Annotated in this window: 12 protein-coding genes; 5 read left to right on the top strand and 7 right to left on the bottom strand. The window is 43.1% G+C overall.

The genetic code is table 11. The features are described 5' to 3' along the window. Nucleotides 1-216: 216 nt before the first annotated feature. Nucleotides 217-1557 carry an FAD-binding protein gene (locus ACNURT_RS13090; RefSeq protein ID WP_419698039.1) on the bottom strand — a complete coding sequence of 447 codons (1341 nt, stop codon included), beginning with the start codon at nucleotides 1555-1557 and terminating at the stop codon, nucleotides 217-219. A 188-nt stretch (nucleotides 1558-1745) separates the two neighbouring features. On the opposite strand from ACNURT_RS13090, the gene ACNURT_RS13085 reads away from it, so the two are divergent. Further along, the gene (locus ACNURT_RS13085; protein WP_419698038.1) at nucleotides 1746-2270 is read left to right on the top strand and encodes a hypothetical protein; all 525 of its coding nucleotides are present in this window, start codon (nucleotides 1746-1748) and stop codon (nucleotides 2268-2270) included. A 147-nt stretch (nucleotides 2271-2417) separates the two neighbouring features. Here the strand turns inward: ACNURT_RS13085 and ACNURT_RS13080 are convergent, their stop codons facing one another. Further along, nucleotides 2418-3497: a phosphotransferase enzyme family protein gene (locus ACNURT_RS13080; RefSeq protein ID WP_419698037.1), complete on the bottom strand. Its 1080-nt coding sequence runs from the start codon at nucleotides 3495-3497 to the stop codon at nucleotides 2418-2420. A gap of 354 nt (nucleotides 3498-3851) precedes the next feature. On the opposite strand from ACNURT_RS13080, the gene ACNURT_RS13075 reads away from it, so the two are divergent. Both ACNURT_RS13075 and ACNURT_RS13070 read left to right on the top strand, forming a co-directional pair. Continuing rightward, nucleotides 3852-4919 carry an aldose epimerase family protein gene (locus ACNURT_RS13075; protein ID WP_419698036.1) on the top strand — a complete coding sequence of 356 codons (1068 nt, stop codon included), beginning with the start codon at nucleotides 3852-3854 and terminating at the stop codon, nucleotides 4917-4919. A 140-nt stretch (nucleotides 4920-5059) separates the two neighbouring features. Then, on the top strand, nucleotides 5060-6409 hold the full coding sequence (locus tag ACNURT_RS13070) for a Gfo/Idh/MocA family protein (RefSeq protein ID WP_370994367.1): 1350 nt from the start codon (nucleotides 5060-5062) through the stop codon (nucleotides 6407-6409). Nucleotides 6410-6552: 143 nt separating this feature from the next. Here the strand turns inward: ACNURT_RS13070 and ACNURT_RS13065 are convergent, their stop codons facing one another. From ACNURT_RS13065 to ACNURT_RS13055, 3 genes are read right to left on the bottom strand one after another with little or no spacing between them, the layout of a single operon-like run. Next, nucleotides 6553-9219 (bottom strand): glycosyl hydrolase 2 galactose-binding domain-containing protein, encoded by a 2667-nt coding sequence (locus tag ACNURT_RS13065; protein ID WP_419698035.1) that lies wholly within the window; start codon nucleotides 9217-9219, stop codon nucleotides 6553-6555. A 15-nt stretch (nucleotides 9220-9234) separates the two neighbouring features. Then, on the bottom strand, nucleotides 9235-10089 hold the full coding sequence (locus ACNURT_RS13060) for an ROK family protein (RefSeq protein WP_419698034.1): 855 nt from the start codon (nucleotides 10087-10089) through the stop codon (nucleotides 9235-9237). Continuing rightward, on the bottom strand, nucleotides 10082-11335 hold the full coding sequence (locus ACNURT_RS13055) for a sugar MFS transporter (protein ID WP_419698033.1): 1254 nt from the start codon (nucleotides 11333-11335) through the stop codon (nucleotides 10082-10084). Before ACNURT_RS13055 ends, ACNURT_RS13060 begins: the two co-directional genes overlap by 8 nt. 161 nt (nucleotides 11336-11496) lie before the next feature. On the opposite strand from ACNURT_RS13055, the gene ACNURT_RS13050 reads away from it, so the two are divergent. Then, a complete protein-coding gene (locus ACNURT_RS13050; protein ID WP_419698032.1) occupies nucleotides 11497-12060 on the top strand; it encodes a Crp/Fnr family transcriptional regulator in 564 nt (187 codons plus the stop codon). A 77-nt stretch (nucleotides 12061-12137) separates the two neighbouring features. Next, complete coding sequence (locus ACNURT_RS13045) at nucleotides 12138-12464, top strand: DMT family transporter (RefSeq protein WP_172333750.1); 327 nt, start codon at nucleotides 12138-12140, stop codon at nucleotides 12462-12464. 247 nt (nucleotides 12465-12711) lie between these two features. Here ACNURT_RS13045 and ACNURT_RS13040 read toward each other — a convergent pair whose 3' ends face one another. Both ACNURT_RS13040 and ACNURT_RS13035 read right to left on the bottom strand, forming a co-directional pair. Further along, the gene (locus ACNURT_RS13040) at nucleotides 12712-14385 is read right to left on the bottom strand and encodes a hypothetical protein (RefSeq protein WP_419698031.1); all 1674 of its coding nucleotides are present in this window, start codon (nucleotides 14383-14385) and stop codon (nucleotides 12712-12714) included. Between the two features lie 425 nt (nucleotides 14386-14810). Then, nucleotides 14811-16217, bottom strand: coding sequence for an efflux transporter outer membrane subunit (locus ACNURT_RS13035; RefSeq protein ID WP_370994361.1), 1407 nt, complete (start codon nucleotides 16215-16217; stop codon nucleotides 14811-14813). Nucleotides 16218-16233: the final 16 nt, after the last annotated feature.

Here is a 16233-nt window from a genome sequence, read left to right as displayed (position 1 = left end):
TCAAGCGTCCACGCTTGAACCATACTAAGGTAAGCGTCCACGCTTACTTTTAATAACTGCAAGCGTGGACGCTTACCTAAAACAATATCCAGGCGTGGACGCCTGGATAGGCGAGTGTTAAAAGTGGCCTGTCACCCTAAGCTTGTCGAAGGGTCGCGCGCAGAAGCCTGCCATCATGCTTCGACGGGGCAGCATGACACTCATTTTATTATTAACCTACCCATATATCTCCTTACTCAAAAAGTCATTTCTAAACTTTCCTTGGGGATCAAACTCCGCTACCAGCTTTTTAAAGTCGTTCAGTTTTTCATAGCGCGAATCCAGTACTTTGGGCGCCATGGTAAATATTTTGCCCCAATGCGGCCGCGCGTTAAATGGCGAAAGTTCTTTTTCGATGAGCGGCAGTAATTTTAGCACTGCTGCCGCTTCCTGTTTCCAGGTAAAGTGAATGGCAACCGAGGTTTGGTTATGACATGGGCTCATCCATAATTTGTCGGCTGCTATGGTGCGGATCTCGGTGATAAACAAATGCGGACCTATTTGTTTACCCAAACGCGATACGGCGGTTATAGCCTCCACAGCGTGATGTATCGGCACAAAATACTCCGATTGCAGTTCTTTACCGCTGCTGGGGGTAAAACCCATCTTAAAGTGCGGCAGGCGCTCATACCAGGGTCCGGGTACACCCATTTGCTCGGTACAATTTTCGGCAGAAAGCGCGATAATGGGGTGCACATTTTTTGTAGCCGCTTTAGCGCCGTAAAACTCCGGGCCGTTGTGGTCTTTATCTGTACCGATGCGACTTTTTATCCAGACCTCATTAATGCTATCCTGCTGCCAGTCGGTAAATAAACTAACGCTGTAGCCGGCAGATACTATTTTTTCAAAGTTTTGCTTTACCTGTGCCATAGGCATATGGGTAAATACCCGTTGCTGCATCATGTAGGTTGGTTCCACCTGTAAGGTTACTTTAGTGATAACGCCCAGGGCACCAAGACCAACCACGGCCGCGTTCAGTTTTTCGGCATCCGCGGCTTTGGACAGATGAACAATGCTGCCATCTGCTTTTACGATTTCCAGAGCGGTAACCGCGCTGGAAAGGTTGCCATTTTTAACACCGGAGCCATGTGTAGCCGTAGTGATGGATCCTGCTACCGAAATATGAGGTAAGGAGGCCAGATTATGCAAAGCGAAACCCTCTTTATGCAGATATGGCGCCAGTTCACCGTATTTAATGCCGCCTTCAACCGTAACGGTATGGGCTTTTTTATCGAGACTTATAACCTTATTGAGCTCTTTGGTAGAGAGCAGATTATCTTTACTATCGGCAATGGTATTAAAACAATGTCTTGTGCCCAATACCTTAAGCTTGGTATGCGTTTTAACCAACTGCTGAACTTCCTGAACCGATTTGGGATAAAATACATGATCGGTGCTGAAAGTAAGGTTACCGGCCCAGTTTTTTAAACGCGGGGCCTGGGCCCATCCCTCCAATGATGACAATAGCGGTGTAGCCATTAAGGTAGTGCTTAATTGAATAAATGTTTTTCTTTTCATAATGTAATAGGTTACTACAACAGAACACTAAAAATTAAGAATCGGCAGTAATATCGCCATTTTCCCGGATATGGTCAGCGGGATAACAAAGTTGTTTGCTTTTGCTTATAAGTTACTCATTATTAAAACATTTGATGCACATCGTACGTTCAATAATTAATCAATTAAACCAAACAATTAATACCGTTATGAAACATGCATTTATTTTTGGTACCAGCATATTTTTAAGCCGCCAAAACACCCTTACTTACACAGACGGTGATAAAAACACCGAATTTTTAAAGGTACTTTCATTTTATAACCATCAACGGGGCTCGGAAGACCGCTCACTCGTTATCGATGCCAACATCACCACCTTAACAGGCGAGGTCATCAAAATAAAGGAAAACCGGCTGGAGAGCGGCCCCTCAACTGTTCATGTGGAAACAGATGCCAATCGGGTTTGGGTGTTTCAAACCGGTCATCATGAACCTGTATTAGATGTTTACCAGTTAAATGAGCATGAGTTTCATGGATTAGGCAGTCATATTGTGAATGAAATAGGTGTGCAACAACCAGACGCGGTATTAACTATTAAAGGAAATTTCAAGGTCGACGGGGCCCATTTTATGATCGAAAACGAAAAAATGTTCATCAATCACAACGGTTTTGCCAATGGTGTAGAGAACGCGCATGAAGGTATCCTGTTATCTGCCGGGGAGCCAGCTCATTAAGCTATTACCATTTTGAAAAGCCCAGAGATCGCTGATTTCTAATTGCAACTAAATCCCGACTTAACATCGATAGATCAAAATAAAAGGCTGTTTCCTAAATTGCGGGAACAGCTTCCTTTTTACTAAGGATAATAACTTGCTCTTGCGTTAGTTCACTATTTTATCATGTTTAAAGCTAAAGTATTCAATAAACTTTTTAAACCTCTTTTCCGATCGGGTAAACTGCTCAAGCAACGCTAACTGATTTTGCGCTCTCACCAGGTTTTGTAAGGGATAAGTAGTATGGTAATAAATATCGTCATTTAAAAAATCGGTCAGAAACCGGAGTACCTGCATATAGATCATGTATTTGCCCGAGTAAGTAAAATATTCTTTCTCCGCTGGTGTGAGAGCCGGTCCCATGGCCGAAATATATCCCTTATAAATAGCATAAAAACACTCTTCATTGATCTGGATCTTTGAAAAATCGCGTTCTTCTTCATTGGCCGGCGAAAGGTAGGTGCGCAGCATATCCCCCACATCACTTAGGAAATAACCAGGCATTACCGTATCCAGATCGATCACGCATAAGCCCTTATTATCCTGGTCAAATAACACGTTACTGATCTTGGTATCATGGTGTATAACCCGCAATGGCAGCAATTGACGATCGATCAGTTGTATATAGGTAAATAATATATTCTGGTACTTATAAATGTCATTGATGGCCGTAGCGGCTATAGCCAGCTTGTCGGCCCCTGCTATTGAACAAGCTTCCTTAAACTGATCAAACCGCAGTTTAAGATCATGAAATTGGGGCAAAGTATAATGCAGTTTTTCCAGATCAAAGTCTCGCAGTAAATAGGTGAATTGCCCAAATTGCCTGGCTGCCTCAAATGCCTCCTGTTGATTTTTTATTTCGGTAATGGTTACTGAGTTGTCAATAAAAGGGAAAAGACGGTAGTACTCTTTGTTATTGATTGCGGCCATACGCTCACCTTGTAAAGTGGATATTGGGGCCACAAAAAGGTAATCAGGGCTGGTTTGCTTAAGATAATCGGCCAGTAGGGCCATATTTTCCGCAATAGCTTCCGGCTCTTTAAAAACATAAGGATTAATACGCTGAAGAATATAATTTTCGGGGCCGTTAACCTTCCAGGTATGATTGATCAATCCTGTGCCAAAACTTTTAACGTTATAGTTAGTAGTATCAAGTCCGTATACTTCCAGGATCTGGTCAAGCATCATTTAAGCAAATTTTAGCCAAACGTAATTAATTACTTATGAAAAAGTAAGCGCAAACGTTTGTGTATCTTTTATTATATGCAAGCTAATTAACTTAATAAAAGACCATTACCAATAGAAATAATATTTATAACGTTAATGTTTTAAAATATTACTTGATCGCACATCTCACCTGATTAATAAATCAGGATGGGTATCCCCACTTCATCAGGGGGTATGATATTGTAAAGCCGGTACAAACAATCATGATAAGGCGCGCATATTGTAAACGTTTGCGTGATATTTTGTGCGCGTATTTAGGCTGTGTTATCAATCAAAACACTAATTTCCGTTATTCTATTTAAAGTATATCATCACATGAAATACACCATCAGTCAAAATAATTGGGGTGAGTTTAACGGTCAGCAGATATTTATTTACCAGTTAACCAATAGTAACGGTGTAAAGGTATCGCTTACTAATTTTGGCGCCGCTATTCAATCTTTATCCGTACCCGATCATGCGGGTAACATGGCCGATGTTGTACTTGGATATGATGATTTACAGGGCTATATTGACGATCAGTTTTATATTGGTACAGTAGTTGGCCGCTTTGCCAACCGTATAGCCGGCGGCAAGGTGGTCATTAACGGTACAAAACATCAACTTACGGTTAAAGATGGCGGTTTTCATCACCACGGAGGCAAGGTTGGCTTTAATAAAAAGGTATGGAAACCACAGTCGTTTACCAATGAAGATGGTGTGGGTGTTATACTGGAGTACATGAGTGAAGATGGCGAGGAAGGTTTCCCCGGCAACCTGACTACCACAGTTACTTATACTCTTAATAACCAGAACCACTTAATAGTTGATTTTGATGGCGTAACTGATCAGTCAACGCTTATCAATTTAACACAGCATGCTTATTTTAACCTGGCCGGACATAACGCGGGATCGATATTAGATCATCAACTTCAATTACCCTTAACATATTACCTACCTGTAAATGCCATGCAGGTACCCGAAGGTACCCTTACTCCGGTAAGCGACACCCCATTTGATTTTATAGAACCTACTGCCATTGGTGAACGCATCAATGAGGATAATGCCCAGTTGATACTGAGCCGCGGATACGATCATTCCTGGGTGGTAAAAAAACAGGATTCGGATGAGTTAAAACTGGCTGCCACCGTTTTTGAACCTATCAGCAAAAGAACATTAAACGTTTTTACTACCGAACCCGCCATACATATTTATACGGGAAATTTTTTAGACGAAACCATTACCGGTAAACAAAAAAGCAGTTACCCCTTCAGGAGCGGGCTATGCCTGGAAACCCAGCATTATCCGGATGCTCCGAATAAGCCCCATTTCCCGAGTACGCTGTTAAATCCGGGCGAACGGTTTAAGAGCCGTACCGTGTTTGAATTTGGGGTGAATGACTAACCGTATCAAACGTTTGCGGTGTATTAGAGGTGGTTGATGTGTCGATTTCATAAATATGATCATTAACTTCAATCCCGATACAGGATTATAAACCAAATCATCCGTTCAAACAAATAAATCATTATCAAACAATAACATAAATGGACAGAAGAACATTTGTAAAAAGCAGCGCGATAGCTGCAGCAGGGTTTACCATATTGCCGACAGGCAGTTTATTTGCCAAAGATACCGGTAAAGTACGGCTTGGCTATATTGGGGTTGGAGCCCGCGGCATGAGTCATATCTCTGAAGGTGCCCTGCGCGACGATGTAGAGATTGTTGCTATATGCGATACACAGGAACACTCCCTGAACATCTGCCGGGAATTTTTAGCCAAAAAAGGCCGGCCGGCAGCCAAAGAGTACACTGGTGGTATTGATGCTTACAAAAAACTGCTCGAAAGAAATGATATTGATGCGGTAATTATAGCTACACCATGGCAGTTTCACTATCAGCAATCCATTGATGCCATGAAAGCTGGTAAATATGTAGGCTGCGAAGTAATTGCAGGCTTAACCGTTGATGAACATTGGGACATTGTTAAAACATCCGAAAAAACGGGCATTCCCTATATGACCCTTGAAAACGTATGCTACCGCCGGGATGTAATGGCTGCGCTAAACATGGTTAGGCAGGGTTTATTTGGCGAATTAATACATTTGGAAGGCGGCTATCAGCATAACCTTCGGGATGTTTTATTTAATGATGGCAAAGGCCGCTACGGGGGCAAGGGCGTTGAATACGGCGCAAAAGCGCTAAGTGAAGCCCAATGGCGCACCCAGTTTAACATTGACCGTGACGGCGACCTGTACCCTACCCACGGCGCCGGACCGGTGATGCATTATATTGATATTAACAGCGGTAACAGGTTTACAAGCCTGGTTTCATTCAGTTCAAAAGCGCGTGGTTTGGCTGCTTATATAGAGGAGCTTTCTCCGGGTCACCCAAATGCTAAGATCAACTATAAAAATGGAGATGTAACCACCACCATGATCAACTGTGCCAATGGCGAAACCGTTCTGTTATCGCATGATACACATTTGCCTCGTCCGTATTCATTAGGTTTCCGGGTTCAGGGCACCAAAGGCATTTGGATGGATGTAAACAAATCCATTTATATCGACCACAAATCAAAAGAGGATGATAGCTGGGATCCGGCAAAAGAATGGTTTGAAAAATATGACCACCCGCTTTGGAAAAAACACGATGCCGAAGCTGCTGGTGCCGGGCATGGCGGTATGGACTGGTTTGTGTTTAACGCCTTTATCGAATCGGTAAAACACAAGCGCCAAACCCCTATTGATGTGTATGATTCGGTTACCATGAGCGTAATAGCACCATTATCAACCCAATCGGTAAAAGAAGGCAAAACCCTGGAATTCCCTGATTTTACCAAAGGAAAATGGAAAGACCGCAAAAATACTTTCGCGTTAGACGATAGCGGCTTTTAAGCTATCCATGACGTGTTAAATCTCAACGTATAAAACTTACGAAATTTTTAAAATTTCGTAAGTTTTATATCTCTTGCCAACGTCTCGCCTTCATAGTCCCTCCGGCTCTATAATTCAGGATGACAAATTTTATATTTTCAGGCTTAATTAACCGGCAACCCCTCCTCAAAACCGGCCTGCTCATCGCCCTTACTTTTAACAGCATCTATATTCCAGGCAGAAGACAGGAAATAGGGCGTTGTACCCGCTGCGTCTTTATTGCTATAAGTACATTTGATCACCCTTGTTTCACCGGGTGCCAGAGAAATATAATTATCGCTGAATATGACCGGCAATATATCATCACCATCCTTACCTTTCAATGCCCGCAGATGTACAAAAAAGGCAACTGATTTCCCTGTGTTGGTAATGGTTATCGCATGTGTGGTGCTATCGCCCTTGCTGTCTTCCTGAACGTGGCTCAATTTAAGCGCTGTTTTAGGGATCTGCTGCAAAGCCGTATAATCAGCATAAGCAGATTCTGGTGTGGTGAACCAGGTTGATTTTTTCCAGTTCAGCACTTCTGTTTTTTGCGACAGCCAGTACCAGTTAATGCTCTCTACCTTGCCACGACTATCGGTCAGCTGCAAGCGCACAAAATAAGCCGGCGACAACCCTGTAATAGCAGGTAATGCGAATATCGCTTTGGAGGCATCAGCTTCTATACTTACCGGAGCGGTTTTGGTAAATTTCAAAGTACCGTCAATATTATAAACCGTAGCCTTTACCTGCAAACCACTGAACTTTTTAAGATAAGAGTTGATAACACCCACCGCGTTTGATTTGTAGGAATACATGACATGCAAGGGCTCCATCGATTTTTTCATACCAAAGTAAGTACCCGCCGGATACAGGTAATAATCGTAAGTATGCCAAATCAATCCCGGCCATGGGTTAGCCAGCATCCATTGTACAACACCTGTGGCCGTATTGTATTTTTTAAAGCCGTAAGCCTCCATCATGGCACGGTGTGCCTCATAGTTTTGGGCTTGTGCTTTAGCTATATAGTTTTTGATAGCGGTTGACTCGCCATAACGGGCAGCCAGGGCTTTGTCAAACACTTTTGTAGTCCCGAATGATCCGGTACCGCAATGGTATAGCCATGCCGGTGAACTGGTTGATAAAGAATCTTTAGGTATAAATTTGATCAGACTCTCGTATGGAGGTATAGACGGACCAGGCGATATTTCTGTAGCGAAACTCCAGGTACCGCCAAATTTGTGTGTGGCGTCTGTCTCCCAATATATAGGCGGTACCCATTCATAAGGGCCGGCCATTTTTACCCCGCTAAAGCCTGATACTTTTGATTTAGTTTCATTTGCCGTTGAAAGTATAGGATTTGGCCATTTTAGCGTTTTCTCGATCTTTAGGTAATCACGCTCAACCGAGGTATCTGTTGGGGGCATATCGCTGCCATTGAGCCACACCATCAGGCTGGCTTTGTTGCGCAGCCAAAACATTACACTACTATCAGATGCCATAGCTACCTTGCGTTCGGTCGCGTCCCAGTGTTCGGGATGTTGCCATACCCCACAGCACATCCAGCCGGTCATCACCAGCATACCGTACTGATCGCACAGATCATAAAAGTTATCATCCTCCATTTTACCTTCGGAGCGAATGATATTCATATTCATATCACGCACCAGCTTCACTTCTTGTTCTTGCCTTTCGGGCGAACGGCGCTGAAAAATATCCGGCGACCATGCCGCGCCGCGGATCAGGATAGATTTACCGTTAACAATAAACTCTCTTGATTCATTGTCGATCAGCTTAGAGTCCATTTGGCGGATACCAAATTTTTCCCAAAGCGCATTACTTACCTTGCCTCCTACCACTGCCGATAGTTCAACCCGGTTCAGCTCGGCTTTGCCATATTGCCATGGCCACCAGATCCGTGGATTTTTAATATTGAGCTGTTTATAAATCTCCGGACTAAAATCTACGTTTTTTGATTCATGGGGCAGTAAATGCACCTTTTGTTCAAAGCTTACATCACTATTGATCTGCCCTTTAATCACCGCATCCTGCGCGGTATTGGTATAATTAGTTACCTGTGCATCAACATATAAATGCGCTACGGCCAATGACGGCAGATCAAAACGGGTAGTCACCAGCGGATACTGTACCCCTACTTTATCATAAGTTTTGATCTCTACATTGTTCACGATACCGCCGTTATAATCAGGCGGATATGGGATCCAGTCGGCATAATCAATGGCCAGATCGCCTTTAGCCTTGTTGGGTGTAAACGGTCGTGTTATTTGGAGGGCCAGCACATTGTTACCGGTATAATTGATGTGTTTGGTCACATCCAGTTGAATGATGCGGAAAGGTCCTTTGGTTTGAGTCGAATCGGCAATTTTTACGCCGTTAAGCCATATGTTCGCCTTATAGTTGATACCATGCAAACGCAGGATCACATTTTTGCCATTCTCGGCTGCAGGCAAAGTAAACTCCCGACGGAACCACCAGGGTTTATCCAGCTTGGGATCACTGAGCTTTTTTAAGTTACGGCCCATGAAAGGGTCAAAATCATAAACCTTATTGGCCAGCAGTCCGGCCACTATTGTAGTGGGTACGCTTACTTTGTACCAGCTTTGGGTATCGTAATTCTCTTTCGAAATTTTATCTGCTGATGAAGCATCGGTCACTGCCGATTGCATTTTCCAGTCATCTTTCAGGATAAGCTGGAAGTTTTCCTGCCGGGCCTGGCTAAATGCATGCTGAAAACACAAAGGCAAGATCAGCGTGAGCATGAATTTTTTCATAGTAAGAGTTATATTTTATTGTTGATTATCATAATACAAGGCAGCAGCACCTATAATACCGCTATTTTCCAGTTCAGATACCTCCACCCTGATCCGTTCGGCAGTTTTGGTATAGGCGAATGTTTTGATCTCCTGCCACATGGTCTGTTGGAAAAACGCATAGGCATGCCGCACAGAACCACCCAGTACGATCAGTTGCGGGTCATAAGCATACATCACCTGTTTTATAGCATGGCCAATATGCGTACCCAACTCGCCATATAGTTTTAATGCCTGGCCATCACCTTTTTTAGCATCTTCAAACACCTGTACTCCATCTAAACCATACACATTGCTGAAGAAAGACCCGCTGCTGTAAAACTCCAGTATGTTATCCAGGTACGGAAATAAACCAAATTCGCCCGCTCCGCAGTTAAAACCAGGGTACAAGCGTTTGTTGATCATGATACCAGCTCCTAAACCCGTACCCAGCGTTAAGCCGATCATCGAATCTACATTGTTCCCTTTACCGAAGTAATATTCGCCTACAGCAAAGCAATTGGCATCGTTATTTACATAAACAGGTATGTCATAACGCTTTTCCATTAGTTTCTTTAAATGCACCTCTTTCCACGATGGAATGTATTGAACATCATATACAATCCCTTCGGCAACATCAACCACACTGGGTACACCTATGCCAATGGCGGCCACCTGGTCATTTTTTAACAGGGCGTCAACTACCTGGTATATATCATTCATTACATCCTCAACAGATCCATCACTTTTTATTTTTTGCGATACAATAGCCGACAAGGAGTTATTACTTACTACAGCGCCGCGTATATTGGTAGCCCCCAGATCTATTCCTATAACTTTAATATTATTCATGAGTAGCTTTCTTTTTTATGTCGATAGTTTTATTAGTAATGAGCGGTTTTGCCCAAAAGCCTACGCTTAAAATGTACCCCAAGGTGATGTACAAAAAGAACATGCCTGCCCGCAAACCGAACGCGTCGCCCAGTAAACCGATAACCGGTGGTATGATGGCACCACCAATAATGGCCGTAACCAACAACCCTGCAAATGAGCCATGATCTTTATTGATAGAATTAAGCGCCAGTGAAAATATAATAGGATACATCACCGAAGCGAAGAAACCTACCAGCGGAAACGCGATTAAAGCCACACTGGTTGGCCCGAATAAGGCCACTGTTAAGCAAACCAAAGCCAATACGGTAAAACTGATCAGTACTTTACGGCTATCCATAATTTTCAATAAAAACAGGCCCAGGATCCCGCCTGCAGTCATCAGTCCCCAGAAATAAGCTACCGTATCCGCCCCCTTTGTTTGAGGGTCGAGATCATGATAAGTTTTCAAGAATTGGGAGATCCAATTGGCGATGCCCTGCTCTGTGCCCACATAACAAAACATGGCTATTAAAAACAGGATAACTATAGGCTGTTTAAACAAAGCGAAATGGGTTTGTAAAGATCCCACCTGCTCGTCTTCTTTTAACTCCACCTTAGGGAATTTCGTAAATACCAGTAACAGAACCATAGCCAGACATATCACCGCGAAAAGCCAATACAATGATATCCAGGGTAAATTGGCTGGCACCAATGAATGCAGTAAACCCATAATACCGTCGCTATTATTCTCTTTCAATGCTTTAACCATATAAGAGTATACCAGCGGGCTCAGGAAAGATGCCAGTCCGAATATCAATTGCGCCAGTACCGAGGTAAAAGCATAATTCTCTTCGCCGCCTGATGTGCGTAACAGCGGATTGATGACTACCTGCAGCATAGCCATACCGCAACCTATCAGGAATAAGGAAATGATAGCGCTCAGATAATTGGGCTCCATAGCCAGCAACAACGAGCCTAAAAACGCGACGATAAACGCCGCCACCATGATCTTTTTCTCTTTAAATGTTTCCAGCATAATAGCCGATGGTACCGACATAACACCATAAGCTATAAAGAATGCCAGTGGAAGTACGCCTGCCAATGTGTAACTTAAATTGAATACTTTTATGATATCCGGTATCAGCGGACCGATCACATTGGTCAAAAAGGAGATCACGAAGAAGATCAGCATGATCAGGGCTACAATGTAGTAGTTACGTTTCATTAGCTATGGTTAAAGGTTTATAAGATTGAATACCGCAAACAATGTTATTGATATTCTTTTATAATAAAAGTTCAATTTTGTTCTTAACGGCATAAGAAGGACAATTGTAGAGGTAAATACCCTCAAAGGCCAGATAAATATTTAATTAATAATAGTTAAAGGTGAGCATCGAGCAAATTATCAATCAAATTTATACTATACCCGAAGCCTCCGGACAGAAATTGCGGCAGGTAATTGAGGAGGTCACTTTACCTAAGGGGCATATTTTGTTTGAGGTGGGTAAAATAAGCAGGAACGTCTATTTTATAAAAAAGGGCATAGTACGGGCTTATTTATATCAGCATGATACCGAGGTTACCTTTTGGTTTGGCCGGGAGGGTGATACGGTTATCTCGATGAAAAATTACGTAGAGAACAAGCCCGGATATGAAAACATTGAGCTTTTGGAAGAATGTGTACTATACCGCATCAAAACCAGCGATCTGCAAAAACTCTTTGCCGAAGATATACATATTGCCAACTGGGGTCGCCGCTTTGCCGAAACGGAACTGATCAAAGTAGAAGAAAGATTGATCTCCCGGCAATTCAGCATGGCTGCAGACAGATACCAGGAAATTTTAACCAATAGTCCAGACCTTATCCAAAGGGTGCAGTTATGTCATATAGCCTCTTATCTGGGCATTACGCAGGTAAGTTTGAGCCGTATAAGATCGAAAATCAGGTAGCTGCATTATTTATCCTATGTTAATTTTTTGGCTGTTAATACTCCGGAACTTTACAGTCGAAATAAATATAAGATAAAATGAATTGGATAATATTAATCATCGCAGGGCTTTGCGAAGTGGGTTTTGCCTCATGTTTGAGCAAGGCCAAAGTAACAACAGGCACCGAAATGTACCTTTGGTATACCGGATTTTTTATCACCATGACTCTGAGCATGGTACTACTTATTAAAGCCATCCAAACCTTACCTATAGGAACAGCCTATGCCGTTTGGACAGGAATCGGTGCTGTAGGCACTGTGCTGGTGGGTATACTGGTATTTAAAGACCCAACTAACTTTTGGCGCTTGTTTTTTATGAGCACGCTCATCATCTCGGTGATCGGACTTAAGTTTGTTGCCGAATAAGCATAAAACAAAACTTTGGCCAGGAATTGCATGTAATATAGTCGACTCACCCCGCCACGCTTCGCGGGCGACCCTCTTCGGCTTCACCGCAAAGAGGGTTAAAAAAATGAGAAAGAAAAACCCCTCTTTCCGCCGCAGGCGAAGAGAGGGGTGACGAGCGTAGCGATGTCGGGGTGAGTCGATGCCACCATGCTTACAGCTTGCCTTTTCAAGGGCTATTACTATCCGGGGAGGGTTTGGGAGGGGTTTATTGGTTTATCCGGAACTGCTCTGTTGCGGTTATAGTTGTGCGGGTGCAAGTCATGGCCACAGTACCTCCTTCGCTTGAAATATAAGCGCCATTATTGCCTCTTAAGGAGATGGTTCCGTTTGAATTGAAAACCCAATCGAACTGCTCCCATGGGCCAATAGCGGTGCGGTTGCAATTAATAGCCTGTGTACCGTTTTCGGATGATACATATTTGCTGGAATTTAGCAAGGAAACCTTTCCATTACCCGCGTTAACAACGGTAAACTGCTCCCAGCCTTGCGCGGTTGCACGGTTGCAATTCATGGCCTGTGTGCCGTTCTCAGAACTCACATATAGGTTATTGGAGCCCTTTATGGTTACTACCTGCCCAAAGGGCACCGTGCCAGTACTGCCTCCTACTACTGGCTGAGTTGGTCTTGTAGCTGTTAATGCAATTTGCCCTTTCAACATCCTGCCGCCGTCGCCGGTTAAGCGCAGGTAGTAATCGGCAGAGCATACGGTACCATCTTCATCCAATGATAAAAAATTGGAACCAGCCGGAACAAACGATGAATTCTCGGTCGTTTTAGCGATCTGGTTACCTTCATTATACTCGTCAAACATGGATATATATATGCCCTGCGCACCACCACGGATCAGGTTATAAAACTGCGTCCACATCAGGTCGCCATGCGCCCGTTGATGCAATTGCAGGTCGCCTGGCAAAACGCAAGGTTGGTAATCGATACCGTTGGCATTACAATAGGTCTGATCACCTGCCTGATGATCGTTATAGAAATTATTAGCCTCAGTTACGTTACTTATTTTACCGATCATCCATGGCGATATCATGTTCAGTGCGGTAGCGGTTGGCAGGAAATTGGGTTGAATATCGGTTGCATTAGTGTCGCGCCATGAGGCAGGTACCCCGCCTATCACATAACAACCCTGACTTTTAAACCAATTGATCACATCCAAACAAACAGCCGAAGAAAATGGGTGGTTAGCATCATTAAAACCCAATCCCCAGATACATACTACCGGTTTACCGTTTTGTTTGGCATAGGCAGATGATGAAGTATATGCCGACATCTTATTAGTCCAGTCGGTTTTAATCTCCGATTGCATATTTGTCCAGCCGGTTATATCATACATAATATAAAACTTACGACCGGTAGCCTCGGCGGCGGTTTTTACCTTGGCGGTTATGGCATCACGTACCGGACCTTCGCCACCTGTAGGATTAAAACGTTGCAGGGCAGCGCAATCAATATTATTCTGCTGCATCCATTGGAACTGTACATTTACAGTTTGGTCATTAAACGATGAAAATAATTTTGCCGGGTTACCATTGTTCAAATTGGCAAAGCCGGTTTGATATGAACTGGTATACTCACGCATATCCGGCCATGATTTGATACCGATATTATTTGTTGATGGTGCCTGGCTCGCATTTGGCGCCCAATGCCACCAGATGTTAATGGGCGAACCGTCACCAATGGCGGCAAACCATCCCTGGTAGCCTACGGTGATCTTCCCAACCACATCGCCAACCGGCGATGCAGCTGTTTTTTTATTTTTTCCGGCTAAAGCACCGGCAGAGTTGCTATCTAAGCCCTTTTTACAGCTGCTTAAACTTATTACGCCAAATAAGGCTAATAAAAATATTGCTTTAATACTTTTTAGTTTCATAATTTAAGTGTTTAATAATTGGTTCGATGTCAGTTAATTTTACAATTGGGCATAGCAATCCCCTAAGGGGGCATACAAACGCATTTTTTCATAGATATAAAGGTTTTAATAAACCGAAAACTTTAAGAAAAAGCTTATCGGCATAAATTGGTTATCAGCATAAAATAAGCAGAGAGGCATTAAAAAAAACTTAATAAATACTTAATTTTTAAACTATTATAGATTATTAATTAAGCAAAAAGAGCTTTATATAGCTTATTAAGAAATTAACAAACTATATATGATCAATAAAACTCAATAAGGTATCTGATAATTATCTATAAAAAAGCCTGAATGGATGCATTCAGGCTTTTTATTTTTTATAAAAAGACACATGTGATGTGTCTCTACTGTAGAGACGCATTACATGCGTCTCCGACTTACATCTACCGCCATCCGCCGCCCAGTGCACGGTATAAATTTACAATGGCTTGTAATTCCTGTAGTTTATCGCTCACGCCGCTTAATTGCGCGGCTAATAAATTTTGTTCTGAAGTTAGTACATCGGTATAGTTAGTGGCCGAACTGTAGCGTAACAGTTCTTGTGTATAATCAACCGATTTTTGCAGCGCGATGATCTGTTTGCTGCGTGAGTCTTGTTTTTCGACCGCGGTTTCATGTGCATATAAAGCGTTGGAAACTTCCTGTCCGGCTACTAATAAAGTTTTCTGAAAACTGTTCAGGGCTTCCTGTTGCTGTGCCTGTGCAGTGCGTAATCTGGCCTTATTGATACCTTGATTAAAGATGGGCTGGGTTAAACCCGCCGCCGCGTTATAAAATATCGATTTGGTAAAGAAATCCTTCAACGTTAAACTCGATAAACCTCCGGAAGCGGTTATGGTAAATGATGGATAAAAGTAAGTCCGCGCCAGGTTGGTATTCTCAAACGCCGCTCTAAACGCATATTCGCTTTGTTGTACATCCGGGCGATTGGTCAACAGCTGAGTTGGAACGCCTGTTTGTAGCTCGGTGGTCACTTTTTGATCAGCCAGTGTGCTACGGGTTATTGGCCCTGGCGGTCGCGAAAGCAGAATATCCAACGCATTCTCCGTTTCACGGATGCTGCGTTTAATATCAGGAATAGAGACTTCGGCAGCATAGCGATTGGCCTCGCTTTGCACAACCGCGGCGCCGTTAACCACCGCTCCTTTTTTGAGCTCCTTCATGGTCTCTACATCCTTTATCCGGTTTTTGAGCGTTTGCTGAGTAATTTCCAACTGCTTATCCAAAGCCAGCAGACTGAAATAGTTATTGGCAATATCAGCTATCAGTTGGGTTTGCACTGCTCTTTTTGCAGCATCGCTTTGTAAAAAGCTGGCCAGGGCAGCCCTTTTGGTGCTGCTAAGCTTACCCCAAACGTCTGCCTCCCATGAGGTACTTAAACCCGCCTGGTAAGTAGTGGTAAGCGTATTGATATCAATACCTTCCGGAAAATTCAAACCAGCCTGTGATTGTTTTGATCGTGTAAGGCTGGCATTACCACTTAAACTGGGTAAATAAGCCGCTTTGCTTTGTCTTAGCGTTGCCTGTGCTTCCAGGATCTTTTGTACAGCGGTTTTCAGATCAAGATTATTATTTAAACCTTCCTGTATCAATGATCTCAATACGGTATCTGCAAACAGGCTTTGCCAGGGCGTAGAAGCGATTGTGGTAGTATCAGTCGACTGGCTACCGCGATAAAGGCCCTGCGTATTTACATCGGGGCGTTTATAGCTTTTAGTAATCCGGCAGGATAACAGGGCACCTGAAAGCGAGACAAATAGTAATATATATTTTAAACAATTTCTGTTCATGGCGATGTTTTTAATT

This window comes from Mucilaginibacter sp. NFX135, assembly GCF_048565145.1.
GTDB lineage: Bacteria > Bacteroidota > Bacteroidia > Sphingobacteriales > Sphingobacteriaceae > Mucilaginibacter.
This window is presented reverse-complemented; position numbering and strand designations above follow the sequence as displayed.